At 69.3% G+C, this 22805-nt stretch carries 21 protein-coding genes; 8 read left to right on the top strand and 13 right to left on the bottom strand.

Features of this window, described 5'->3' with window-relative positions:
• Window positions 1-6: 6 nt before the first annotated feature.
• The 3 genes from WDU93_RS04985 to WDU93_RS04975 are packed head-to-tail and all read left to right on the top strand — an operon-like array spanning window position 7 to window position 2902.
• Window positions 7-1272, top strand: coding sequence for a magnesium transporter MgtE N-terminal domain-containing protein (locus WDU93_RS04985; RefSeq protein ID WP_337318202.1), 1266 nt, complete (start codon window positions 7-9; stop codon window positions 1270-1272).
• Window positions 1272-1787: a DUF1003 domain-containing protein gene (locus tag WDU93_RS04980; protein ID WP_337318200.1), complete on the top strand. Its 516-nt coding sequence runs from the start codon at window positions 1272-1274 to the stop codon at window positions 1785-1787. Before WDU93_RS04985 ends, WDU93_RS04980 begins: the two co-directional genes overlap by 1 nt.
• Window positions 1784-2902: an Mrp/NBP35 family ATP-binding protein gene (locus WDU93_RS04975; protein WP_337318198.1), complete on the top strand. Its 1119-nt coding sequence runs from the start codon at window positions 1784-1786 to the stop codon at window positions 2900-2902. The genes WDU93_RS04980 and WDU93_RS04975 overlap by 4 nt, the downstream gene beginning before the upstream one ends.
• A 1-nt stretch (window position 2903) precedes the next feature.
• Here the strand turns inward: WDU93_RS04975 and WDU93_RS04970 are convergent, their stop codons facing one another.
• Entirely contained in the window at window positions 2904-3302 is a 399-nt protein-coding gene (locus WDU93_RS04970; RefSeq protein ID WP_337318196.1) for a twin-arginine translocase TatA/TatE family subunit, read from the bottom strand.
• Between the two features lie 88 nt (window positions 3303-3390).
• Between WDU93_RS04970 and WDU93_RS04965 the strand changes: the two genes are divergently transcribed.
• Entirely contained in the window at window positions 3391-4023 is a 633-nt protein-coding gene (locus tag WDU93_RS04965) for an O-methyltransferase (protein ID WP_337318193.1), read from the top strand.
• Between the two features lie 72 nt (window positions 4024-4095).
• Here WDU93_RS04965 and WDU93_RS04960 read toward each other — a convergent pair whose 3' ends face one another.
• The 3 genes from WDU93_RS04960 to dapE all read right to left on the bottom strand — a co-directional run bounded on the left by WDU93_RS04960 (window position 4096) and on the right by dapE (window position 6607).
• Window positions 4096-4269, bottom strand: coding sequence for a DUF3117 domain-containing protein (locus WDU93_RS04960; RefSeq protein ID WP_337318191.1), 174 nt, complete (start codon window positions 4267-4269; stop codon window positions 4096-4098).
• A gap of 68 nt (window positions 4270-4337) precedes the next feature.
• The gene (locus WDU93_RS04955; protein WP_337318189.1) at window positions 4338-5552 is read right to left on the bottom strand and encodes a hypothetical protein; all 1215 of its coding nucleotides are present in this window, start codon (window positions 5550-5552) and stop codon (window positions 4338-4340) included.
• Window positions 5534-6607 carry a succinyl-diaminopimelate desuccinylase gene (gene dapE / locus WDU93_RS04950; RefSeq protein WP_337318187.1) on the bottom strand — a complete coding sequence of 358 codons (1074 nt, stop codon included), beginning with the start codon at window positions 6605-6607 and terminating at the stop codon, window positions 5534-5536. The genes WDU93_RS04955 and dapE overlap by 19 nt, the downstream gene beginning before the upstream one ends.
• A 74-nt stretch (window positions 6608-6681) precedes the next feature.
• Here dapE and dapD point away from each other — a divergent pair, with 74 nt between their 5' ends.
• On the top strand, window positions 6682-7635 hold the full coding sequence (gene dapD / locus WDU93_RS04945) for a 2,3,4,5-tetrahydropyridine-2,6-dicarboxylate N-succinyltransferase (protein WP_337318185.1): 954 nt from the start codon (window positions 6682-6684) through the stop codon (window positions 7633-7635).
• Between the two features lie 73 nt (window positions 7636-7708).
• On the opposite strand, the gene WDU93_RS04940 is transcribed toward dapD, so the two are convergent.
• A complete protein-coding gene (locus WDU93_RS04940; RefSeq protein WP_337318183.1) occupies window positions 7709-11728 on the bottom strand; it encodes a S8 family serine peptidase in 4020 nt (1339 codons plus the stop codon).
• Between the two features lie 150 nt (window positions 11729-11878).
• Here WDU93_RS04940 and WDU93_RS04935 point away from each other — a divergent pair, with 150 nt between their 5' ends.
• Window positions 11879-12847, top strand: a complete 969-nt coding sequence (locus WDU93_RS04935) for a helix-turn-helix transcriptional regulator (RefSeq protein ID WP_337318182.1) — start codon at window positions 11879-11881, stop codon at window positions 12845-12847.
• A gap of 232 nt (window positions 12848-13079) precedes the next feature.
• Complete coding sequence (locus tag WDU93_RS04930; RefSeq protein WP_337318180.1) at window positions 13080-14624, top strand: DEAD/DEAH box helicase; 1545 nt, start codon at window positions 13080-13082, stop codon at window positions 14622-14624.
• A gap of 77 nt (window positions 14625-14701) precedes the next feature.
• On the opposite strand, the gene WDU93_RS04925 is transcribed toward WDU93_RS04930, so the two are convergent.
• The 6 genes from WDU93_RS04925 to WDU93_RS04900 all read right to left on the bottom strand — a co-directional run bounded on the left by WDU93_RS04925 (window position 14702) and on the right by WDU93_RS04900 (window position 19080).
• Window positions 14702-15991, bottom strand: a complete 1290-nt coding sequence (locus WDU93_RS04925; protein WP_337318177.1) for a citrate synthase — start codon at window positions 15989-15991, stop codon at window positions 14702-14704.
• Between the two features lie 146 nt (window positions 15992-16137).
• Entirely contained in the window at window positions 16138-17250 is a 1113-nt protein-coding gene (dapC, locus tag WDU93_RS04920) for a succinyldiaminopimelate transaminase (protein WP_337318175.1), read from the bottom strand.
• Window positions 17251-17571 (bottom strand): ferredoxin, encoded by a 321-nt coding sequence (gene fdxA, locus WDU93_RS04915; protein WP_337318173.1) that lies wholly within the window; start codon window positions 17569-17571, stop codon window positions 17251-17253.
• 9 nt (window positions 17572-17580) lie between these two features.
• Complete coding sequence (locus WDU93_RS04910) at window positions 17581-18015, bottom strand: histidinol dehydrogenase (protein ID WP_337318171.1); 435 nt, start codon at window positions 18013-18015, stop codon at window positions 17581-17583.
• Window positions 18016-18049: 34 nt separating this feature from the next.
• Entirely contained in the window at window positions 18050-18364 is a 315-nt protein-coding gene (locus tag WDU93_RS04905; RefSeq protein ID WP_337318168.1) for an AzlD domain-containing protein, read from the bottom strand.
• Window positions 18364-19080, bottom strand: a complete 717-nt coding sequence (locus tag WDU93_RS04900; RefSeq protein WP_337318166.1) for an AzlC family ABC transporter permease — start codon at window positions 19078-19080, stop codon at window positions 18364-18366. The genes WDU93_RS04905 and WDU93_RS04900 overlap by 1 nt, the downstream gene beginning before the upstream one ends.
• Window positions 19081-19168: 88 nt before the next feature.
• On the opposite strand from WDU93_RS04900, the gene WDU93_RS04895 reads away from it, so the two are divergent.
• The gene (locus tag WDU93_RS04895) at window positions 19169-19729 is read left to right on the top strand and encodes a helix-turn-helix domain-containing protein (protein WP_337318164.1); all 561 of its coding nucleotides are present in this window, start codon (window positions 19169-19171) and stop codon (window positions 19727-19729) included.
• Window positions 19730-19754: 25 nt separating this feature from the next.
• Here WDU93_RS04895 and WDU93_RS04890 read toward each other — a convergent pair whose 3' ends face one another.
• Window positions 19755-20597 (bottom strand): aggregation-promoting factor C-terminal-like domain-containing protein, encoded by an 843-nt coding sequence (locus tag WDU93_RS04890; protein WP_337318162.1) that lies wholly within the window; start codon window positions 20595-20597, stop codon window positions 19755-19757.
• Between the two features lie 251 nt (window positions 20598-20848).
• A complete protein-coding gene (gene typA, locus WDU93_RS04885) occupies window positions 20849-22759 on the bottom strand; it encodes a translational GTPase TypA (RefSeq protein ID WP_337318160.1) in 1911 nt (636 codons plus the stop codon).
• Between the last annotated feature and the right edge of the window lie 46 nt (window positions 22760-22805).

Below are 22805 nucleotides of genomic sequence, written 5' to 3'. Positions count from 1 at the left end.
GGAGAGGTGAGCACACAACGGGTATTCGTCGCGCGCCTGGCAGGCACCGCCGTCTTCGACCCCGTGGGCGACCGGCTCGGCAAAGTCCGAGATGTCGTCATCGTGTACCGAAGTACCGCCGCTCCGCGCGTCATCGGCCTCGTGGTCGAGATCCCCGGTCGCCGACAGGTCTTCCTCTCGATCGGACGGGTCACCTCGATCCGCGCTGGCCAGGTGATCAGCACCGGGCTGATCAACGTGCGCCGCTTCCAGCCGCGCCCCGGAGAGGTGCGCGTGCTGGCGGAGTTCCTCGGCCGCCGCGTGCGCCTGGTCGACGGCGGCGGCACCGCCGTCATCGAAGACGTCGCGATCGAACAGGACCGGCACGGAGAGTGGGCGATCAGCCAGCTGTTCCTTCGTAAGGCGAAGACCAGCGCCTCCCCGTTCGCGAAGGGACCGACCACCTTCGCGACCTGGAACGAGGTCACCGAGCTGCACGACACCGGCGAGTCGCAGTCGGCCGAGCAGCTCATCGCCAGCTACTCCGAGATGCACGCCGCCGACCTCGCCACCAGCCTGCTCGAACTGCCCCAGCAGCGCCGCATCGAGGTCGCCGAGGAGCTTCCCGATGAGCGTCTCGCCGACGCCCTCGAGGAGATGCCCGAAGATGACCAGCTGAGCATCCTCGACCGCCTCGGCGACGAACGCGCCGCCGACATCCTCGACGAGATGGAACCCGACGACGCGGCCGACCTGCTCGCGCAGCTGCCACCGAAGCGCCTCGAGCACCTGCTGCAGCTGATGGAGCCGGAAGAGGCAGAGGACGTGCGGATGCTGCTGCGCTATGGCGCAGACACCGCCGGCGGTCTGATGACGCCGGAGCCCATCGTGCTCTCTGCCGATGCCACCGTCGCCGAAGCCCTCGCGCTGATCCGCCGGCACGAGCTGCATCCGGCCCTCGCGGCGGCCGTCTTCGTCACGCTGCCCCCGTTCGAGACGCCGACCGGCCGCCTGCTCGGCGTCGTGCACTTCCAGCGGATGCTGCGCTACCCGCCGCACGAGCGCCTCGGGGCGATCCTCGACGACACGCTCGAAGCTGTGTCGGTGACCGCCTCTGCCGCAGAGGTGGCGCGCATGCTCGCCAGCTACGACCTCGTCTCATTGCCCGTGGTGGATGCCGCGCATCGCCTCGTCGGTGTGGTCAGCGTCGACGACGTGCTCGACTACCTGCTGCCGGACGACTGGCGCACGCACGACGCAGAAGAACCGGAACCGACAGGAGGTGCACGCTGATGGCCCGCTCCCCTCGCCTGGACACACCGCTGAGCCGCAGCAGCGCGGTGGGCCGCAGCGCCCCCGCGGCGCCGTCGCGCGACCGCTTCGGCCGCTTCACCGAATGGGTCGCCCGCGCGATGGGCACCCCGGCCTTCCTCGTGCTGCTCACGCTGTTCTGCGTGCTGTGGATCGTCTGGAACAGCACCGCGCCCGACCATCTGCGCTTCGACGACGCCGCGCTCGGCTTCACGGCGCTCACCCTCATGCTGTCGCTGCAGGCCTCATACGCCGCCCCGCTGATCCTGCTCGCCCAGAACCGGCAGGATGACCGCGACCGGGTGCAGATCGAGCAGGACCGCCAGCGCGCCGAGCGCAACCTCGCCGACACCGAGTACCTGGCCCGGGAGATCGTCGCCCTGCGCCTCGCCCTCGAGGAGCGCAGTTCGCAGGCGGTCACCCGCGACGTGCTGCGCAATGAGCTCAAGGCGATCCTCGCCGAGCTCGACCACACTCCCGACGAGAAGCAGCCGTGACCGCTGAGCGGGTGCGGGCAGCCGTCGCGGCGGTCACCGACCCGGAGCTGCGCCGCCCGATCGGTGAGCTCAACATGGTGCGTGAGATCACCGTCGACGGCGAGCGGGCACAGGTCGCGATCGCACTCACGATCGTCGGATGCCCCGCAGCCCAACGCATCGAAGACGACGTGCGACGTGCGGCGGCCTCCGTCGAAGGCATCACCGAGGTGGGTGTGGCCGTCGGTGTGATGACCCCCGAAGAGCGTCGCGCGCTCACGGAGAAGCTGCGTGACGGTCGCCCCGCACGGCAGATGCCCTTCGGACCGGATTCACTGACCCGCGTCATCCTTGTTTCCAGCGGCAAGGGCGGGGTCGGCAAGTCGACCCTCACCGCGAACCTCGCAGTCGCGCTCGCTGGGCGCGGTCTGCGCATCGGTCTGGTGGATGCCGACGTGCATGGCTTCTCCATCCCCGGGCTGCTCGGCATCGCTCCCGGCACCCAGCCCACGCGCATCGACGACCTCATGCTGCCGCCGGTGGCCTACGACGTGAAGACCGTCTCGATCGGCATGTTCCTGCGCGAGGGTGAAGCGGTCGTCGCCTGGCGCGGTCCCATGCTGCACCGCACTGTGCAGCAGTTCCTCACCGACGTGTACTTCGGCGACCTCGACATCCTGCTCATCGACATGCCGCCCGGGACGGGCGACATCGCCATCTCGATCGGTCAGCTGCTGCCGCACGCCGAGGTGCTCGTCGTGACCACGCCGCAGCCCGCCGCGGCTGAGGTCGCGATCCGCAGTGGTCTCGTGGCCCGGCAGACCGGTCAGCGGGTGATTGGCGTGATCGAGAACATGGCGCCGCTGGCGCTGCCCGACGGCACCGTGCTCGACCTGTTCGGCTCGGGTGGCGGCGAGGCGGTCGCCGACGCCCTCTCCGCGGACGGCGATGACGTGCCCCTGCTGGCATCGGTGCCGCTGAGCGCGGCGCTGCGCCACGGCGGTGACGACGGGATCCCGGTGGTCATCGGCGCGCCGGACGATCACTCAGCGCAGGTGATCGACCGCCTCGCAGCGACGGTCGCCAATCGCGGGCGCGGGCTCAGCGGTCGCAGCCTGCCGGTGCGGCTGAGCTGACTCAGGTCGCTTCGGCGTCGAACGGCGGCGGGCTGGTGCGCGAGAACGCGCTGCGGGTGAACGGCGACGACGCGCTGCGCGGCTTCTCAGCCGTCGCGGTGGAGACCGGCTTCTCGGCGGCCGGTGCGGACTCGGTGAACGACGGCTCTTCGAAGAGTGCGTCGCGGATGATCCGTCGGGGGTCGTACTGGCGCGGGTCGAGCTTGCGCCAGTCGACGTCATCGATCTCGGGGCCGAGCTCATCGCGCATCTTGCTGCGGGTGTCGCGCAGGTACTCCCCCGCCCGACGGACGAACTTGGCGAAGGCCTCCGCGGCCTTCGGGAGGCGCTCGGGACCGATGATGAGCATCGCCACCACGCCGATCAGCAGCAGCTTGTCAAAGGTGAGCCCGAACTCCATGCATACAGGCTACTCGCCGCGCCTGCCCGCGTGATCCACTCTGCGCACCTAATCTGGTAACACACCCCCATCCCGCAGGAGAGCAGCGATGAGCGATCACGACGCGAATGCCCGATTCGTCCGCGAGACCACCGTCGAACCGGCGCCGATCGCCCGCGCCCGCGCACACGCCGTCGAGCTCGGCGCCGCCCCCGTCAGCCCGGCCGTCGGCGCGCAGCTGTCCGTGCTCGCGGCAGCGACCGGTGCCCGGTCGATCGTCGAGATCGGTACTGGAGCAGGTGTCTCGGGCCTGTGGCTGCTGCGGGGTGCTCCCCAGGCCGTGCTGACCACGATCGACAACGAACCCGAGCACCTCGCGGCCGCACGCCAGGCGTTCTCCGACGCCAAAGTGCCGCCCGCCCGTGCCCGCTTCATCACGGGTCGCGCCGCCGACGTGCTGCCGCGCATGAACGAGAGCTCCTACGACATCGTCCTGGTCGACGCCGACGCCGAGAATGTCATCGACTACGTGGGGCACGGCCTGCGCCTGGTGCGCCCCGGCGGGCTCGTGCTCGTGCCACGCGTGCTGGCTGGCGGCAAGGTCGCCGATCCCGTGCAGCGGGATGCGGTGACGGCGGCGTATCGCTCGCTCATCCAGGAGACGCAGGAGTCGGCTGCGGTGCTCGCAGCACTGTCGACCACCGGTGAGGGCCTGTTGCAGCTGGCCCGCGTCGCGGAGTAACCGAGACAGCCCAGACAGCCCAGACATGCAAGAAGGGCGACGGATCAGATCCGTCGCCCTTCTTCGGTCGGGTCAGGCCGCGCTCACGACGGCGCTGAGCACGTCGTGAAGCTCCTTCGCTTCATCGTCGTTCACCGACACGACCAGGCGGCCGCCTCCTTCGAGCGGAACCCGCACGATGATGAGTCGCCCCTCCTTCACGGCCTCCATCGGTCCGTCGCCGGTCCTCGGCTTCATCGCTGCCATCGTGGCCCCTTTCCTCGGTGGTATGCATCAAGTTTATCGGTAGGCTTCCGCCCCGGATGTTCGCCTGCTCACGGGACCTGCCAGTACTCCCGGGCGATGCCGTACATGCCGAGGATCCACAGCCACTGCCCGACAAGGCACGCGACGAGCACGCCGATCCGGTACACCCGCGAGCGCGGTACCGCCACCGCTCCCCACAGCGGTGTGAGCGGCAGGAGCAGGCGGAACAGGCTGGACTGGGGGAAGAAGACGGCCAGCAGATAGAGCACGTAGCTCGCGGTCCACAGTCTCAGGTCCGCGCCCAGACGGCGCACGGCGCGGGCCTGCGACAGCACCCAGGCCGTGGCGGTAACGAGCAGCGCGAGCGCGATCCAACCGACCCAGCCGGGCATGCCCCACTGCGTGAACCAGAACTCGGCGCCCTGCACGAACCCCTCGAACGGCACGAACTGTGCGACGGGGTCGGCCAGCCAGTTGCGCCGCCATGACAGTTCGGTCTGCAGGTAGGCATCCGGGGTGCCGGTGACGACGCCCGCAATGATCTGCCACGAGAAGCCGACGGCGGTGGCAAGCGCACCGAGCGCGACGATGTGCACCACCTCGCGGGCCGGCAGCGGATCGCGGCGGCGCTGCGACCAGCGCAGGATGCCGTGCAGGCCGAGGAACAGCGCGAACGCAAGGATGCCGGGCCGGGTGTATCCCATCACCGGAATGAGCAGATACAGCCACCCGTAGCGGCGACGCGAGACGAGGTCGAGCGCGATCAGCAACAGCAGGATGAACAGCGATTCGGCGTACCCGACCTGAAAGAGCGCGGCGAGCGGGCCCATCGCGAAGAAGGTCACCGCCCACATCGATGCCGAACGGCCGATCCGACCGCGCAGCAGCCGGTACAGCGCGAGGCACGCGAGGTAGCCGCAGGTGAGGGAGACGACGAACGCCCCCGCACCCCAGACTCCAAAGCCGACGTACTTGGCGAGGTATGCGAACACGGGCATGAAGGCCCAGGCGTTCTCAGCGACCTCCCCGGATTCGGTTCGCGGCAGCACACTCGGGTAGCCGTTCTCGGCGACGAGCCAGTACCACTGGGCATCCCAGCCGAGCACGAAGTCATCGAGACCCGGGTCCGGGCCGAACCGTGACGCGGCCGTCGACATCGACGCCGCCAGCAGCAGGAAGCCGGTGGTGATCAGCCGGGCGACGAGGTAGATGACCGCGATGCGCGCCGCCACAGGCAGGCGCATCCACGGGCGCACGGCGCCGGTCAGGACGCGGTCAGCCACGCACGCAGCCCGCGCTCGACGTCGTCGATCTGCCGCAGCGGCACCCGCTCCTGGTCGTGGTGCGCGAGATGCGGGTCACCGGGGCCGTAGTTCACTGCGGGGATGCCGAGGGCCGAGAAGCGGGCGACATCGGTCCAGCCGTACTTCGGCTTCGCCTCGGCGCCGACGGCGGCGAGGAACTGCCGGGCGATCGGAGCATCGAGGCCAGGACGCGCGCCGTCTGCGGCATCCGTGATCTCGACCTCGAATCCGGCGAAGACGTTGCGCACGTGCGCTTCTGCCTCCGCACTGTCCTTGCTGGGCGCGAAACGGTAGTTGACCTCGACCTCGCACAGGTCGGGGATGACGTTGCCGGCGACGCCGCCGCTGATCTTCACGGCGCTGAGCCCCTCGCGGTAGTCGAGCCCCTCGACCGCGACCTCACGAGCACGGTACTCGGCAAGGCGCGCGAGCACCGGCGCCGCGCGGTGGATGGCGTTCTCACCCACCCAGGCCCTGGCACTGTGGGCGCGCACGCCGTGGGTGCGCACGACCGCGCGCAGGGTGCCGTTGCATCCCCCCTCGACGGTGCCGTTGGACGGCTCGCCGAGGATGGCGAAGTCGGCCTGGAAGAGATCGGGGCGCGCGGCTGAGAGCAGGTTCAGGCCGTTCTTGGATGCCTCGACCTCCTCGTTGTCGTACCACATCCAGGTGATGTCGACCGCGGGGGCGGTGAGCTCGGCGGCGAGCTTGAGCTGCACGGCCACCCCCGCCTTCATGTCGACGGTGCCCCGACCCCAGAGGAACGGCTCGCCGTCGACGTCGATGTCGCGGGTGGGCACGTTGTCGTTGATCGGGACGGTGTCGATGTGGCCGGCGATGACGACCCGCTGATCGCGACCGAGGGTCGTGCGCGCGACGATGGTGTTGCCGTGGCGGGTCACCTCGAGGTGGGGGTACGCACGCACCGCCGCCTCGATCTCGTCAGCGAGGTGCGTCTCATCGCCCGAGACGCTGGGGATGTCACAGATCGCCCTGGTCAGGTCGACGGAGGACACGGTCAGATCGAGCACCATGGCCCCAGCCTAGACGCGCGTCCGGTTCGTCCGCCCCACGTAACGACGCCGTATCGTCGGCTAGCGTGGAGGGCATGAGCACTGCGCGCATTGCCTGGGGCACCGGCCTGACCACGACCGCCGACGACGGGACCATCCTTGACGCCTGGTTCCCGGAGCTGGGGCTCGGTACGCAGGACCCAGAAGACGCGGATGCCGCCGTCGACAGCCTCACCGCGCAGTCCGGGGCTGACCCGCGCCGGGCCGTCACCGTGCAGCCCGTGCAGCTGGTGATCGACCTGGACTCCCCCGTGTCCTCGACGGCCGACGCGTACCTGCGGCTGCAGCTGCTGTCGCGCCTGTTAGTGCGCCCCAACGAGCTCAGCCTCGACGACATCTTCGGACACCTGCCCACCGTGGCTTGGACCAACGCCGGGCCGATGCTTCCCGCCGACGCCGACCGCCTGCAGCCGGCGCTGCGCCGCGAGGGTATCCAGGTGCAGGGGCTGGACAAGTTCCCGCGGCTGACGGACTACGTCCAGCCTGCGGGTGTGCGCATCGCCGACGCCTCCCGGGTGCGCCTGGGCGCACACCTGGCTCCTGGGACGACGGTCATGCACGAGGGCTTCGTGAACTTCAACGCCGGCACGCTCGGGGCCTCGATGGTCGAGGGGCGCATCTCGCAGGGCGTCGTGGTCGGCGACGGCAGCGACATCGGCGGCGGCGCATCCATCATGGGCACGCTCTCGGGCGGCGGTCAGCACCGCGTCTCGATCGGCGCGCGCACCCTGCTCGGCGCGAACGCCGGTATCGGCATCTCGCTCGGTGACGATTGCATCGTCGAGGCGGGACTGTATGTGACCGCCGGCACGAAGGTGGTGCTGGTCGACGCGGCCCCCACCGCCGACGGCAGCCGCCCCACCGTCAAGGCCGCGGAGCTCTCCGGCCGAAACGGCCTGCTGTTCCGCCGCAACTCGGTCACCGGCGCCGTCGAGGCGAAGTCCCGGGCCGGCGTGGGCGTCACCCTGAACGAGGCGCTGCACGCCTGACAGCGGCATTCCACACATGACAACGCAACGCCGCCGGGCTCTCGCCACGGCGGCGTTGCGTTGAGAGATCGCCTCAGCCTCCGAAGGCGGCCAGCACCTCGTCGAGGGTCACGCCGCGGTGGCTCATCCGCGGGGTCGGCACCTCATCGGCCGTCGGATTGCGCACCAGGAAGTTACGCTCGATGAACGCCAGGTCGGCGGAGTCGACCGTTCCGCTGAGATCGATGTCGGCGGAACGGTTCGCGCTGCCCCGTGCATCACGCACGGCAATCGCGTCCAGGATGTCGACCACGTCATCATTGTTGACGTCTCCGGCGGTGAGCATCGGCAGGATCGACACGGTCGTGCCGGTCGATCGACCGTCCGCGGCGGTGGCGGCGAGATCCAGCGGCTGATTCCAGGTGAGATGCCCGGGCACAGTGATCTTCAGGCGCCAGGGCTCCTCCCGAACCGGAAGTCCGCCCACATCGAGCGCGCCGTCGGCAGAGACATGCAGCTCGGCCGTCGTGCCGTCTGCCGCGGTCACCGTGGCGTCAACGTCGGCCGCTGTGAGGTCGATGTCCGGGTTCAAGGCGCCGTCGGGGCCAAGGAGTCCCTGCGCGTACATGCCGCCGGTCACCCGCGACGTGGGCGCAAGCGCCTCGACCGTATCGAAGTATCGCTGCATCTGCGGAGTCGAGCCGTCCGTGCGCGTGACATAGGTGCTCACGGTCGCGAAGCCCGTGGTCGCGGCGGCGATCGTATCCGGCACCTCGAAGACGAGGTCGATCAGAGGCAGGTCGTCACCGGTGTACTCCTTCGGACCGTCGAACACCACGGGCACGCTGAGTTTGCTCACCGATGCGCTCGTCTTTGTGATCGTCATGTCGCCGGAGATGCGGCCATACTCGGCGAAGGCGTCCTGGGCAACAGCTTTCACGACCCGGGTGTCACGCGGATTGAAGTAGGCCTCGACCCGCATCTGCCCGAATCTGTCGGCGTTGCGCGTCGTGAACGACATCGTCACCTGTTCGCCGGGCGCGGCGACGCGGGCGTCGGTGGCGCCGAGCACGTACGGCTGCGACTCACGGAACCACATCGACTCCACACGGCGGCCGATGTTGCCTGCGGCGTCGGTGCCGAGGAACCGGTGCGACTGCACGGCGCTGGGCAGCAGCGTGATGTCGGTGGAGACCGTCCCGTCGGTTGCGGGGTGCACGGCCTTGTACGGCATGATGTTCGCCGAGAACAGCTGCACGAGGTTGTCGGACTGGTCGATGTCGATGCCGGCGGCACGGATCGCTTCCACGTCCGGATCGACCAGCGATCCGGTCAGCGTGAACCCTGACTGTCCCTGTCGGAACTCGTTCACCGTCGATTCGTCGAACGCCGTCGTGAACGTCGGTGCGGTGGTGTCGACGTAGAAGTCGACGGTGCGGCTGAACTCGGTGCCGCTGTCATCGGTGCCCACCAGGTGCAGGATGTGTGCCCCCGGCGCCACGGTGACCGTCTTGTGCCCGATCGGGAAGTTCTTGTCGCCCGTGAGCGGCAGGTAGTCGCCGTACCAGGCAAACGGGCCGTAGCGCAGGCCATCTCGCATCAGCAGCGGATCGATGCCGCCGAGGTACCCGATGTCCTCCCCTGTCTCGGCATCGGCCAGGAACAGGTCGAGCGTGCGGGTGGGGGTCGCGACGCCGACCGAGAACTTCAGGGCAGGGTCGAACGAGTCGGTCGAGGTGGTCATCACGGGCTTGATCGTGGTGAAGTCCGAGATCTCAGCGTCGTCGATGCGCAGCCCCAGCGGCAGCCGCAGCGGCTCCTTCTCACCCGGTACCGCGACGGCCACGAAAGCGCCGTACGTGCCGTCTGCCACGCCCTCGGGCACGGTGACGGTCACGGTGACCTTCTTCGTCTTGCCCGCTCCGACCTTCACCTGAGAAGGAAGGTCGACTCGGATGCCGGATTCCGCGATGTCTCCGGTGCCCGCACCGTGTTCGGTGTCATATGTCAGCGCGTACGTCTGGCTGGCGGATCCACGGTTGGTGACCTCGATCGTGCGGCTCACCGTGCTCGACGACCGGCTGGGCAGCATGCCCAAGGACAAGGCACCGGTGATGTCGTCCATCGCCGCACTGCCGCGCTGCGCGGGCATCCACAGCTCGTCGATGACCTGCGCGTCAACCGTGCCAGCGATCGCCTGGCGGGGATCGACCTGCCCGGCGCCTGACTCGAAGACGCCGCTGTCGTCGCGGAGATCGTCGGCGGTGTTCATCAGTCGGGTCTTCACGTCGGCCGGCGCCAGTCCGGGTTCCTCCTGGACCATGAGTGCCACCAGCCCGGAGACGAAGGGCGTCGCCATCGAGGTGCCCGACTTGCGACCATAGGCCTCGCTATAGGGAATCTCCGCCTTCGGGTCGACATCCCAGGTTGGCACGCTCGACATCACCGACACCCCGGGTGCAGTGATCTCGGGTTTGATGTCAGTCGTACCGTTCGCCGGGCCGCGCGAGCTGAATCCGGCCAGCCGGTCTGCATCGGTGACGATGCTGTCCAGTGCGCCGAAGGTCACTTCGCCGCTACCCTCGGTGAGGGCCGCTCGAAGGGCAGCGCCGTCGGATGCGGTGGTACCGAACATCGGCACATACGAATCGCTCTCACCGAGGAAGACGTCGATGGGGCCCTCCTCGCGGTTGTTCACCACGATGGCCCCGGCCGCACCGCGGTTCCGCGCGCCGGCGACCATATCGGTGAACGTCGCCGTGCCGCGCTGGATCAGTACGAACTTGCCGGTGACGACCTTGCCTTTGTAGCCGGTCGCGGTGCCGTCCCCGACATCGACGAGGTCGAACGTCTGACCCGCGAGGGACGTGATCGAGGCGTCGTCGCGCTTCTGAGCGATCAGCCGCAGCTCAGCAGCAGCGTGCGCAACGCTCGCCCGCACGGTCGCCAGGGTCAGGGGGCTGTCATTCGCGCCGACGGTGATCGCCAGGGCAGAGGTGCCGGGTGACCCGAGGGTGGCGGCGCCGGCCTCGCCGTCGTTGCCCGCGGCGATCACGGTGATCACCCCCGCGAGGGTGAGGTTGTCGGCGGCGACGCTGAGGGGTGAACGGTGGTCGTTGTACGAGCCGCCCAGCGACATGTTCACGACATCCATGCCGTCCGCCAGCGCACGTTCCATGCCCTCGAGGATGTCTTCCGTGCTGCCGCCGCCATAGGGGCCAAGCACGCGATAGCCGTAGATGTCCGCTCCGGGCGCGATCCCGTACGCGGAGCGTCCGCCGAAGGTGTCGTCCTGTCCCGCGATGATGCCGGCCACGTGCGTGCCGTGACTTGTGTAGTAGGTCGCGCCGCGTACTTTCTCGGGCCGCCCGGACGCCTTCCAGTCGGCGTACGTGCTCTCCATCGGGTCGTCGTCGCCGTCAACGGCGTCGTAGCCGCCCCGGTAGGCGTCCTTCAGCGCCGGGTGGTTGTAGTCGATGCCGGTGTCCAGCACGCCCACCTTGACTCCCCTGCCGTCGACGCCGTCGGCATGCAGTGCGGCGACCTCGTCATAGGTGGCGCCGCCCCCGGTGAGCCCGGTTTCCGCGTCGCCCGCGGGCAAGCTGACCGCGATGGTCTCATTCGGCCAGATCGACGCCACGTCTGGTGCCGCAAGCAGCCCGGCCAACTCGGAGCCCTTGGCCCGCACGACGACGGCATTGAGGGCATCCTCGTAGCGCTGCATCACCTTGAGGCCCTGCTTCTTCGCCGCCGCCTGCAAACGCTTCTGCGAGGCTGCGACCGCCTTCTCGGCGTCCTTCTGCGAGAGGCTCTCGCCGTCGAGAGCCGCCAGAGCGCGGGCAGTCGCCGGCACCGGCTGCCGAAGCAGTACCACGTACTCGGCAACCGTGTCGGATGACAGGTCGACCCCGTCAGCGACGTGGATCTCATCCGGCGCGGCGAGGGAGGTCGCAGCGGCGAGCGCGCGACGCTCTGCTGCGGTGGTGGAGGCGAGCACCTCAGAGGCGTCGGGCAGGGCGGTGGCGAACGCGGATGCCGGCACGAGCAGTGTGCCGAGCATCGCGGTCACCGCGACGGTGACGCCGAACGCGGTGCGGCGGGGATGGGGAGACATGTGGGTGACCTTCTCGTGGGAGTGAATGGGTTCCTGGCATAACTGTGCCACCGCGTCGTTGGCGTATGGTGTCGTATACGCGCCATGGCTACTTGTCGACGCCCGTTCCCTCAGACGGTGCACGGCGCGCGCGGCAGAGTGGAGAGTGTGATGGGACTGGATGTGCTGGGGCTCGGGATCGTCGAGCACCGCGTGTACGAGTACCTCGTGCGACACCGCTCGCGCACGGCCGATGACATCTGCGCCGACCTCAGTCTGCGGCCATCTCAGGTTGCCGCCGCGGTCGCCGCGCTCAGCAATCGCGGTCTCGTGGCGAGGGAGGGCACCGACCGCGGCCATCTCGTCGCCGCACCCCCCGATGTCGCCCTGGGCGCGCTCATCCTCGATCACGAAGACCGGCTGCGGCAGGCCGAGACCGAGATGCTCGCGCTGGAGCAGCTCTATCGCGACGCCGGCACGGGCGAAGCGGACGTCGTGGACATCGTGCGCGGACGCGAGGCGGTGGGCCACCGGTTCAACCAGCTGCAGCGCAGTGCCCGCAGCGAGGTGCTCATGTTCGTCAAAGGCGACATCGTGGCGATCGACCGCGACGAGAACGTCGAGGAGGAACTGGCACGCCAGCGGGGCATCCGCTACCGCTACGTGCTCGAGCGATCGCGACTCGAGGCGCCCGGCATGCTCGAAGCAGTGCGCGGCGCGATCCAGGGCGGGCTTGAGGTGCGCGTCGCGGGCGAGCTGCCGACACGGATGATCGTCGTCGACCGCACCATCGCCATGGTGCCAGCGGCAGCTGACGGCGAGGATCAGTCGACCGGCGCTCTGCTGTTGCACGCCGGCGGCCTTATCGGACTCGCGCTCTCGCTCTTCGAGCGCACATGGCAGTCGGCTGCACACCTCGTAGCCGGCGAGGTGAGCGGTGTCGACGAGGTCGACCTTGATGTCGAGGAGCGCGAGGTCCTCGTGCTCATGGATGCCGGCCTCACCGACCGCGCCATCGGCCAGCGCATGGGCACCTCGGTGCGCACCGTCCAACGTCGGGTGCGCGAACTCATGGATCGCGCTGACGTGGAGACCCGTCTGCAGCTCGGCGTGGCCGCGGTGCGCCGCGGCTGGCTGTGATGCCCCCAACTAGCGCTGAGCGGACTACTCAGGCTCCCCCTGGTAGACTGATGCAGTTGTCCGCCCTGCGGGCAATGCGTCGTCGACACGGAGTCTGCGAAGACTGCAGCGAGCACCAGCTCCCTACCGGCACCTGACCGGCCTTTCGCACGGCGAACCGATGCGCATTCCTGCGCCGTCGCCATCCTCGACCTTCCGCACGACCGACGTCGTGCACCATTGGAGTATTCCTATGCCCACCTTCCTTGAACTCGGCGTGCCCGCCGCCCTCGCCTCTGTACTGGCCGCTGACGGCAAGACCGAGGCGTTCGCGATCCAGCGCGACACGCTCCCCGACTCCCTCGCCGGCCGCGACCTGCTCGGCCGTGGCCGCACCGGCAGCGGCAAGACCATCGCGTTCGCGCTGCCGCTCGTGGCACGCCTGGCGGCATCCACCCGCACCACCCGTCCTGGCCACCCCCGCGGGCTCGTGCTCGCGCCGACCCGCGAGCTGGCCACGCAGATCGCCGCGACCGTGGCACCCCTCGCCAAGGCGGCCGGCCTGCGCGTGACCACCGTGTTCGGCGGCGTCAGCCAGCGCCCCCAGGAGCAGGCGCTGCGTGCCGGCGTCGACATCGTCGTCGCCTGCCCCGGACGCCTCGAAGACCTCATGAAGCAGAAGGTCGTCTCCCTCGATGCCGTCGAGGTGACCGTGCTCGATGAGGCCGACCACATGGCCGATCTCGGCTTCCTGCCCGGCGTCACCCGCATCCTCAGCGCAACGCCCGCCGACGGCCAGCGCCTGCTCTTCAGCGCCACCCTCGACCGCGGCATCGACACCCTCGCTCGCCGCTTCCTCTCGAACGCGGTCAGCCACGAGGTCGACGAGGCCAGCGTGCCCGTGGGTGAGATGACCCACCGCGTGCTGCTCGCGGCCGACGCCGAGAGCAAGAAGACCCTCGTGCAGGATCTCGCGTCCGGCACCGGACGTCGCATCCTCTTCACCCGCACCAAGCACCAGGCCAAGAAGCTCGCCAAGCAGCTGACCGCGGCGGGCATCCCCTCGGTCGACCTGCACGGCAACCTCGGCCAGAACGCGCGTGAGCGCAACCTCGCCGCCTTCTCCGCTGACCCGGCGGATGGTGGCGTGCGGGTGCTCGTGGCGACCGACGTCGCCGCCCGTGGCGTGCACGTCGACGAGGTCGAACTCGTCGTGCACGTCGACCCGCCCGTCGAGCACAAGGCGTACCTGCACCGCTCCGGCCGCACCGCGCGCGCCGGTGCCGCCGGCACCGTCGTCACCGTGGTGATGCCCGAACAGCGCCGCGACGTGAAGGACCTGCTGCGCAAGGCGCAGATCACCGCCGCCCTCGAGCCGGTCACCGACGAGATCGTCGCCGGACTGGTCGGCGAGCGCGCCGCGAAGGTGAAGCCGGCCCCGGCCGCGCGCCCCGCCGCGCAGAAGCAGGGCGGAAATGCTGGCGGCCGCAGCGGCGCCGTGGATGCCTCCGAGGGCGCCACCCGCGCGGGCGGTTCGCGTCGACGTCGCGGCGGCCGCGGCAAGGGCGCGCAGACCGGCGCGCAGGGCACGCAGGGACGTGCCCAGCAGGCATCCCGTGAGGCGCAGCCGGCGCCGCGCGGCGCGCACACCCCGCGTGGTGGCGCGCAGAGCACCACCGGCCGCGGCTCGCAGTCTCCGGCCGGGCACGCCCGTGCCGCGCACGAGTCGCCGCGTCCCGCGCACCACGAGCCGCGCCGTCAGGGCTCGCGTCGCGCCAGCCGCCCGCAGGGCCACTGACACGGGCACCCCGCCGCTCACGCAGAAGGCCGGCCCCGTCCTCGGACGGTGCCGGCCTTCGCGGTATCGGGCGACGCTCAGCGCGTCGGGAAGTCCCGCTCAGCCGAGCCCACGTACAGCTGCTGCGGGCGCCCGATCTTGGTCTGCGGGTCGAGCTGCAGCTCACGCCACTGCGCCAGCCAGCCGGGCAGGCGGCCGATCGCGAACAGCACGGTGAACATGCGCGTCGGGAAGCCCATGGCCTTGTAGATGACGCCGGTGTAGAAGTCGACGTTCGGGTACAGACGACGCTCACGGAAGTAGTCGTCGGCGAGCGCGATCTCCTCGAGCTCCTTGGCGAGATCCAGCAGCGGGTCGCTCACGCCCAGCGAGGCGAGCACCTCGTCTGCGGCCTCCTTGACGAGCTTGGCGCGCGGGTCGTAGTTCTTGTAGACCCGGTGGCCGAAGCCCATCAGCTTGACGCCGTCTTCCTTGTTCTTCACCCGCTCGACGAAGCGCTGCACGCTCTGACCCGACTCACGGATCTGCCCGAGCATGGTGAGCACGGCCTCGTTGGCACCACCGTGCAGCGGGCCCGACAGGGCCTGGATGCCGGCAGAGATCGAGGCGAACTGGTTCGCTCCGGTGGAGCCGACCAGACGCACGGTCGACGTGGAGGCGTTCTGCTCGTGGTCCTCATGCAGGATGAGCAGCAGCTCGAGCGCCTTCGACATGACCGGGTTGACCTCGTAGGGCTCCGAGTGCACACCGAAGTTCAGCTTGAGGAAGTTGTCGACGAAGCTCAGCGAGTTATCCGGGTACAGGAATGCCTGCCCGACGCTCTTCTTGTGCGCGTAGGCCGCGATCACCGGGAGCTTGGCCAGCATGCGCACCATGTTCAGTTCGACATGCTCGGGGTTGTGCGGGTCGGTCTGGCCCTCGTAGTAGGTCGACAGCGCCGCGACGGCAGATGACAGCACCGACATCGGGTGCGCGGTGTGCGGCAGCGCCGAGAAGAAGTGCTTCAGGTCTTCATGCAGCAGTGTGTGGCGACGGATGCGCTCATCGAAGTCGGCGAGCTGGTCGGGAGTCGGCAGCTCACCGTAGATGAGCAGCCAGGCGACCTCGAGGTAGCTGCAGTTCTTCGCGATCTGCTCGATCGGATACCCGCGATAGCGAAGGATGCCCTTGTCGCCGTCGATGAAGGTGATCTCCGACTTCGTGGAGGCGGTGTTCACGAACCCGTAGTCCAGGCCGGTGAAGCCGGTCTGCCGCGTCAGCGTCGAGAAGTCGATGCTGTCGTTGCCGCTCGTCGCGCGCAGCACGGGGAACTCCGCCTTCGTCTCACCGATCGTGAGAGTCGCCTTCTCCGGCTGTCCTGCGCTCACGCGAAGCCTCCTGCTGGGTCGATGTCGGGGGCGATGTTCGGCGCAGGCGCGCCGTGGCCCGCAGGCCACATCGCTTTTACAGCCTAGTGCGCGGGGTGACCTACTGTCACAATCGCCAAGAGATCAGCGACTTCGAAGGAGGAATGCTACAGGGCGTGCGCGTTCAGTCGCTCCGCGGCCGCGCGGATGCGATCGGTCGGCGCGGTCAGCGACAGCCGGATGTGTTCGCCAGAGCTCTGGCCGTAGAAGTGGCCGGGGCCGGCCAGGATGCCGAGGTCGGCCAGGACGCCGAGCGACTCCCACGCATCCTTGCCCTCGGTGGCCCACAGGTACAGCCCCGCCTCGGAGCCGTCGATGCGGAACCCGGCGGCCTCGAGAGCCGGGCGCAGCAGCTCGCGCCGCTCGCGATACAGCGCCTTCTGCGCGGCGACATGCTCGTCGTCGCCGAGCGCGACCGCCATGGCGTGCTGCACCGGTGCGGGAGGCATGAGCCCCAGGTGCTTGCGCGCGGTCAACAGCTCCGCGATGACGCTCTTGCATCCGGCGACGAACGCCGCCCGGTACCCGGCGAGGTTGGACTGCTTGCTCAGCGAGTAGACACTGAGCAGGTTCGCCCGCCTGCCACCCGTGACCCGCGGGTCGAGCACCGACGGCACCGGCTCGTGCGCCCACGGCCCGTCCCAGCCGAGTTCGGCGTAGCACTCGTCGCTGGCGAGCACGGCACCCAGTTCGCGGGCGCGCGTGACGGCCGCGGCGAGTTCGGCGGTCGTCCAGGTGCGGCCATCGGGGTTGCCGGGGGTGTTGATCCAGATGAGCTTGGTGCCCTCCGGCCATGCGGCGGGATCGTCCATGGCGACCGGCGTGGCACCGGCGACCTTCGCACCGACCTCGTAGGTCGGGTAGGCGACGCTCGGGTGCACGACGATGTCGCCCGGACCGAGGCCGAGGAGCGTCGGCAGCAGCGCGACGAGTTCTTTGGATCCGACGGTCGGCAGGACGTTCGCGGTGCTCAGGTCGGGCACGCCACGACGACGCGCATACCAGTCGACGATCGCCTCACGCAGCGCGGGGGTGCCGACGGTCTGCGGGTAGGCGTGCGCGTCGGTCGCCTCGGCGAGCGCGCGCCGGATCACCTCAGGTGTGGGATCGACGGGCGAACCGATCGACAGGTCGACGATGCCGTCAGGATGCTGCGCTGCCCGTTCGCGGTAGGGAACGACCGCGTCCCACGGGTAGTCGTCGAGGTCGCGGACGCCCACTTACTCGCCCTGGGGCGGGAGCGCGGCGACGATCGGGTGGTCGAAGGAGTACACGCCGACCTTGGCTGCGCCACCCGGCGAGCCGATCTCTTCGAAGAACTCGACGTTGGCCTTGTAGTAGTCGGCCCACTCCTCGGGGAGGTCGTCTTCGTAGTAGATGGCCTCGACGGGGCAGACCGGTTCGCAGGCGCCGCAGTCCACGCACTCGTCGGGGTGGATATAGAGCGAACGCTCGCCCTCGTAGATGCAGTCCACGGGACATTCGTCGATGCAGGCGCGGTCCTTGACATCGACGCAGGGAAGAGCGATCACATACGTCACAGTGTCAGTCTACGACCCCTCGTGCGCATGCGGACCTGACGCACCCTGCGCAGACGACGTCGACGCCGCCGACTGCGCCGACAGGCTACGCAGGCGCGAGAAGTCAGGCCAGGCGACGACGAGCACCACGATGCCGCCGATGAGGTACGTCCAGATGTTGCCGAGCGCGGTGTTCGGCACCACGATCGAGCCGCCCGGCCCTCGCTGCGAGATGATCAGCACGAGCGCCACCATGCCCACGCCGGCGGCGAGCGCAGCCCAGCGATCACCGGTGAGCGCGCGGAGTGCCACCAGCAGCGCGGCACAGGCGATCGCGCCGAGGATGAGCCCGACGGGGATCACTCCCCAGGTGTACGCGTGCGCGATCGTGGCGGCCACGCCATACACGCCACCGATCACGGCGGCGGCGAGCCAGGAGACACCACGAGAGAGCGCTGCTTTCACGCTGCTCAGCCTACCGGCCCGGTCGCAGCGACCTTCAGACGGCCCAGCCGAGCAGGCGCAGCACCGCGGCGACGACTGCGGCGGCGATCACGACCACGAGGAACGACTGCCGCAGCCACAACAGGCCGCCCGCGACGAGGACGGCCGGCACACGGGCATCCACGATGATCGCCTGGCCGTCGCCGAGCGACTGCACGGCCACGAGCGCCGACAGCAGCGCGACGGTGAGCAGGTCGGAGATCCGCGCGGGGCGGGGCGCCTCCATGACGGAAGCGGGCACGAGATAGCCGAAGGCCTTCCACGCCACACAGATGCAGGCGGCGAGCAGGACGGCGGTCCACACGGTCATCAGATCTTCTCCTGCCCGGTGCGGGCAGTGCCGAACCAGTTGAACCAGCCCACGATGACGGCCACGAGAGCTGCCACCAGCACGGGCATGCCGGGCATGAGCACCGGGGTCAGGGAGGCGGCGACGACGGCGGCGGCGACACCGACGACGATCGCCTGCCGTTGCTTGAGCCGCGGCCACAGCAGAGCGAGGAAGGCGGCTGCCGCCGCAGCATCCAGGCCCCACTGCTTGGGGTCACCGAGCACGTCGCCGAGGAGCGCGCCGATCAGGGTGGTGGCGTTCCACCCGAGGAAGATGCCGACGCCGGTGACCCAGAAGCCGAGCAGGCGCAGCCGGGGGTCGTCCTGTGAGATCGCGACTGCCGTGGATTCGTCGATCGTGAAGTGCGCGGCGAGCGCACGGCGCCGAAAGCCCCGACCGATGATCGGCGACATCCGCATGCCATACGCGAGATTGCGCACACCCAGCAAAGCCGCCGAAGCGACAGCCGCAGGGAGCGCGGCCACACCCCCGGCGGCGAAGACACCCACGAAGGCGAACTGCGAGCCACCGGTGAACATCAGCAGGCTCAGCACACAGGCCTGCCAGACATCAAGGCCAGCGGCCACCGCGAGCGCCCCGAAGCTGATGCCGTAGGCGCTGGTGGCGACGGCGACGCCGAGCCCCTCGCGCCAGACCTCGCGGCGCGCGTGGGCGTCGATGTCGGCGTCATCCACCGTTCGATTCTCTGAACGCACGTCTATCATTCTGAACAACGGGTGGGATGGCCGTCAAGTCGAACGATCGTTTGGAATACTGAACACCATGGATGATCTCCGCGAACGCATCGCCCGATCCCTGCGCCGCGAACGTGAGGCCCACGGCATCTCGGTCTCCGAGCTCGCCCGGCGGGCAGGTGTGTCGAAGGCGACGGTCTCGCAGCTCGAGAGCGGCGCGGGCAACCCCAGCGTCGAGACGCTGTGGGCGCTGGGCGACGCCCTCGGCGTGCCGTTCGCGACCCTCGTCGACCGACCCGCCGACGGGCCCACCCTCATCCGGGCCGCCGATCTCGCGGCCGGAGCACCGCAGGTGCCGTCCGCCGACGCGCCGTACAGCGCCACCCTGCTCTCGGCTAGCCCTCCGGGGGCCCGCCGAGATCTCTACGTCATCCGCGCCGAGCCGGGCGAGCCACGTCGATCGACGCCGCACCACCAGGGCACGACCGAGCATGTGGTGCTGTTGTCTGGTGAGGCACGGATCGGTCCGGCAGACGCGCCGGAGGTGCTCTCCCCCGGCGACTACCTCAGCTACCGCGGCGATGCACCGCACATCTTCGAGGCTCTCGCACCCGGCACGTCGGCTGTGCTGATCACCGAACTGCGCTGATCGCCGCGCCGGGGCTGGGCGTCGCTCAGTACCAGTTCACGGCCTGCGAGTGCGACCACGCCGCGCACGGCGAGCCGTACACCGAAGAGATGTAGCCCAGGCCCCAGACGATCTGCGTCGTGGCGTTGGTCGCCCAGTCGCTGCCTGCCGAGGCCATCTTGCTGCCGGGCAGCGCCTGCGGGATTCCCGTCGCGCCGGAGGGGTTGAACGCCTGGTAGTTCCAGCCGGACTCCTTGTTCCACAGCGACACGAGGCAGGAGAACTCGCCGGAGCCCCAGCCGTACTGGCTTGAGGCCAGGCGCTGGGCGGTCGCCTTCGCCCCGGCGACGGTGTTTCCCTCTGCCAGCGCAGCCGCGGCGGCAGCGGCCCTCTCCTTCGCCGCCTTCTCCTCGGCGGCACGTTTGGCCTCTGCGGCGGCCTTCTTCTCCTTGGCCACGGTGAAAGCCTTCTTCAGCGCCGCGGTCTCATCCTGGACAGCGGCGATCTCAGCCTCGGTGTCGACGGCCAGAGCGGCCACGACGATGTCGGGCATCCGCATACGCTCCTCGAGCGCATCCAGGTTCGCCTTCACCTCCGCGGTGTCGACCGTGGTCGGCGTCTCGCCCAGGTCGAGATCGGCCTCGGCGACGTCTGCACCGAGCGCCTCGGCCGTCTCCAGCGCGTCGGTGCCCTCGGCGATGGTCAGCGCGGCGCGATCGCTGTAGCGGCCGAGCGGTTCGGTGGCGGCAGCGGCAGCCGCGGTCGAGGCGATTCCGCCGGTGAGGGTCAGGGCGAGTACAGCGCCGGCGACAGCGGTCAGGACCGCGAGGGGACGACGGCCGGAGGCAGCGTCGGAGGCACGCCGAAGTGCGCGGGTGTTCGAATGCATGGGGTTCGACTTTCGGGTCGTCGTACGCCGTCGGGTGGGAGGCCCATCGGGAGCGGCTCCTCGGCGCAAGTCATCGAGTCTGCGCCACGACCCTGAGCGAAATCTTCCCGCCACCTGGATGTTTCATGCGAGCGCACCCAGATCTCTCGCCATCGCCGAGACCCCGGGTACGCGTCGAGACCCCGCCCTGCGGATGACTGCAGGGCGGGGTCTCGACGATAAAACGGGGTCTCGGCGGGGCCGAGGTGGGGTCAGGCGTTGGCGTCCTGACGCTTCAGGCGCGATGCCTCACGGCCACGCGTGGTGGCATCCAGGATCACCTTGCGGATGCGCACCTGCTCCGGCGTCACCTCGACGCATTCGTCGTCGCGGGCGAACTCCAGGCTCTCCTCCAGCGAGAGCTGACGCGGCGGCGTCATCGACTCGAACGTGTCGGCCGTGGAGGAGCGCATGTTGGTGAGCTTCTTCTCCTTGGTGATGTTCACATCCATGTCATCGCTGCGCGAGTTCTCGCCGATGACCATGCCCTCGTAGACCTCCTGCGTGGGCTGCACGAAGAAGCTCATCCGCTCCTGCAGGGCGATGATCGCGAACGGGGTGACCACACCGGAGCGGTCGGCGACGATCGAGCCGTTCTGACGCGTGACGATGTGACCCGCCCACGGCTCGTAGCCGTGCGAGATCGCGTTCGCGATGCCGGTGCCGCGCGTGGTGGTGAGGAACTCGGTGCGGAAGCCGATCAGACCGCGCGAGGGAACGATGAACTCCATGCGCACCCAGCCGGTGCCGTGGTTGATCATGTTGTCCATGCGGCCCTTGCGGTTCGCCAGCAGCTGCGTGATCGCCCCGAGGTATTCCTCCGGGGCGTCCACGGTAAGGTGCTCGAACGGCTCGTAGGTCTTGCCGTCGATCTTCTTCGTGACCACCTGCGGCTTGCCGACAGTCAGCTCGAAGCCCTCGCGACGCATGTTCTCGACGAGGATGGCCAGAGCGAGCTCGCCGCGGCCCTGCACCTCCCAGGCATCCGGGCGTCCGATGTCGACGACCTTGAGCGAGACGTTACCGATCAGCTCACGGTCGAGGCGGTCCTTCACCATGCGGGCGGTGAGCTTGTGCCCCTTGACCTTGCCGACCAGCGGCGAGGTGTTCGTGCCGATCGTCATCGAGATGGCGGGGTCGTCGACCGTGATGGCCGGCAGCGGGCGCACATCCTCGGGGTCGGCGATGGTCTCACCGATGGTGATGTCTTCGAAACCGGCGATGGCGACGATGTCACCGGGGCCGGCGGACTCGGCCGGGTAGCGCTCGAGGGCGCGGGTCTTCAGCAGCTCGGTGATGCGGGCGTTGCTCGTCGTGCCGTCCGAACGCACCCACGCGACGGTCTGGCCCTTCTTCAGCGTGCCGTTGAAGACACGCAGGAGTGCGAGGCGGCCGAGGAAGGGGCTCGAGTCGAGGTTGGTGACCCAGGCCTGCAGCGGCGCCTCATCGTCGTACGAGGGGGCGGGCACGTGCTCGAGGATCGCCTCGAACAGCGGCTCGAGGTCGTCGTTGTCGGGCAGGGCACCGTCGGCGGGACGGGTGCGGGATGCTGCGCCGGCACGGCCAGAGGCGTAGACGACAGGCACGTCGAGCAGGGCGTCGACGTCAAGGTCGGGCACGTCGTCGACGAGGTCGGATGCCAGGCCCAGCAGCAGGTCGTGCGCCTCTTCCTCCACCTCGGCGATGCGGGCGTCGGGGCGGTCGGTCTTGTTGACCAGCAGGATGACCGGAAGCTTCGCCTCCAGCGCCTTGCGCAGCACGAAGCGGGTCTGCGGCAGCGGGCCCTCGGACGCGTCGACGAGCAGCACGACGCCGTCGACCATCGACAGGCCGCGCTCGACCTCACCGCCGAAATCGGCGTGGCCGGGGGTGTCGATCACGTTGATCGTGACCGGCACGTCGGTGTGGGCACCGTTGTACGTGATCGCCGTGTTCTTGGCGAGGATCGTGATGCCCTTCTCGCGCTCGAGGTCGTTGGAGTCCATGGCGCGCTCATCGACGTGAGCGTGCTCACCGAAGGAGCCGGTCTGGCGAAGCATGGCGTCCACGAGCGTGGTCTTGCCGTGGTCGACGTGCGCGACGATTGCGACGTTGCGGAGGTCAGAGCGGAGGGCGTGCGCCATGTACGAAGTCCTAAGCAGGGTGTGGGATGCGCCGGGATGCCGACGT

The organism is Microbacterium istanbulense (assembly GCF_037204145.1).
Taxonomy (GTDB): domain Bacteria; phylum Actinomycetota; class Actinomycetes; order Actinomycetales; family Microbacteriaceae; genus Microbacterium; species Microbacterium istanbulense.
This window is presented reverse-complemented; position numbering and strand designations above follow the sequence as displayed.

Excerpts from the sequence above, each read along its gene's own strand:
- WDU93_RS04940 (WP_337318183.1), bottom strand. The coding sequence starts at position 11,728 with ATGTCTCCCCATCCCCGCCGCACCGCGTTCGGCGTCACCGTCGCGGTG.
- WDU93_RS04890 (WP_337318162.1), bottom strand. The coding sequence starts at position 20,597 with ATGCATTCGAACACCCGCGCACTTCGGCGTGCCTCCGACGCTGCCTCC.
- WDU93_RS04935 (WP_337318182.1), top strand. The coding sequence starts at position 11,879 with ATGGGACTGGATGTGCTGGGGCTCGGGATCGTCGAGCACCGCGTGTAC.
- dapD (WP_337318185.1), top strand. The coding sequence starts at position 6,682 with ATGAGCACTGCGCGCATTGCCTGGGGCACCGGCCTGACCACGACCGCC.
- WDU93_RS04930 (WP_337318180.1), top strand. The coding sequence starts at position 13,080 with ATGCCCACCTTCCTTGAACTCGGCGTGCCCGCCGCCCTCGCCTCTGTA.
- WDU93_RS04980 (WP_337318200.1), top strand. The coding sequence starts at position 1,272 with ATGGCCCGCTCCCCTCGCCTGGACACACCGCTGAGCCGCAGCAGCGCG.
- WDU93_RS04960 (WP_337318191.1), bottom strand. The coding sequence starts at position 4,269 with ATGGCAGCGATGAAGCCGAGGACCGGCGACGGACCGATGGAGGCCGTG.
- typA (WP_337318160.1), bottom strand. The coding sequence starts at position 22,759 with ATGGCGCACGCCCTCCGCTCTGACCTCCGCAACGTCGCAATCGTCGCG.
- WDU93_RS04965 (WP_337318193.1), top strand. The coding sequence starts at position 3,391 with ATGAGCGATCACGACGCGAATGCCCGATTCGTCCGCGAGACCACCGTC.
- WDU93_RS04970 (WP_337318196.1), bottom strand. The coding sequence starts at position 3,302 with ATGGAGTTCGGGCTCACCTTTGACAAGCTGCTGCTGATCGGCGTGGTG.
- WDU93_RS04895 (WP_337318164.1), top strand. The coding sequence starts at position 19,169 with ATGGATGATCTCCGCGAACGCATCGCCCGATCCCTGCGCCGCGAACGT.
- dapE (WP_337318187.1), bottom strand. The coding sequence starts at position 6,607 with ATGGTGCTCGATCTGACCGTGTCCTCCGTCGACCTGACCAGGGCGATC.
- WDU93_RS04905 (WP_337318168.1), bottom strand. The coding sequence starts at position 18,364 with ATGACCGTGTGGACCGCCGTCCTGCTCGCCGCCTGCATCTGTGTGGCG.